Origin of the sequence: Pseudomonas sp. GM24 (assembly GCF_000282235.1) — a bacterium.
Lineage (GTDB): Bacteria > Pseudomonadota > Gammaproteobacteria > Pseudomonadales > Pseudomonadaceae > Aquipseudomonas.
Genome location: NZ_AKJR01000399.1, coordinates 1 through 984, shown reverse-complemented (window position 1 = coordinate 984; position 984 = coordinate 1). Strand labels below are relative to the sequence as shown.

The 984-nt window shown below is 63.4% G+C and carries 1 pseudogene; it reads right to left on the bottom strand.

Going from position 1 to position 984, the window contains the following annotated elements:
* A pseudogene (locus PMI23_RS29060) lies at positions 1-984 on the bottom strand (RHS repeat protein); the annotation flags it as partial.

Sequence of the window (984 nt, the reverse complement as noted above, 5' to 3'; positions counted from 1 at the left end):
TCCACGCTGAGGCGCGGGTCTTCGAAATGCACCAGTCGATCAAACAGATCCCAACGCAGGTCGCTGCGTTGGCCGTTGTGCCAGCGCTGGATCTGGTTGCCGCGGTCGTCGTAGTCGTAGTGGGTGCCGGCGTATTCGCGCAGCAGGTTGTCGACCAGCTTGCTGCGTGGTGGGGTCAGGTCCAGTGGGCGGCGAATTTCTGTCGCCTTGTCGTCGAGCAGGTTGCCGGCCGGGTCGAAGGCGAAGGCTTCCACGCCTTGACGTGTGGTGGCGCTGAGCAGTCGGCCGACCGGATCATAGCGATAGGCAAGTGGGCCGCGGCGGCTGTCGTTGATGTCGGTCAGTTGGCCGGCGGCGTCGTAGCTGTACTCGCGTTTGAGCAGCGTAGATTTGTCGTCGCTGCGTCCCAGCAACTGTTCCTGCAAACGACCGGCCGGGTCCCAGCTCTGGGTTTGCAGCAGGTGGTTGCCTTGATGGCGGGCGACTTCGCGGTGCAGATCGTCGCGTTCGTAGCCGATCAGTTCGTGCTCGTCCAGGCGCAGGCCGAGCAGGTGACCGCTGCCGTAAGTCAGCCAGCTGACGCGGTGGCCGTCGGGGCGCACGCTGGCGACTCGTTGGTTGAGCACGTCGTACTCGTGCTGCCAGATCGCGACGGTGGGTTTTTCCAGGCCGAGATAATGCTGGTGTTCGCGCAGCAGATTACCGGCCGGGTCGTGGAACCATTGCAGGCGGCTGTCGGCGTTGTCGGCCAGCACCAGATTGCCGTTGCCATCGTAGGCAAAGGTCTCGCTTTGCGACTGATCGCCCAAGGTTGCACGACGTTCAGTCAAACGGCCCATCGGGTCGAAGCTCAAAGAGATGACGCGTTGGCCATTGATCGATTGGGCGAGGCGACCGGTGAGCGGGTCGTACTGATAACGCGTGCTGCGCCCATCGAAACCGCGCTCTTCGAGCAGGCGTCCGACCGGGTCGTAGTGGAAGTGC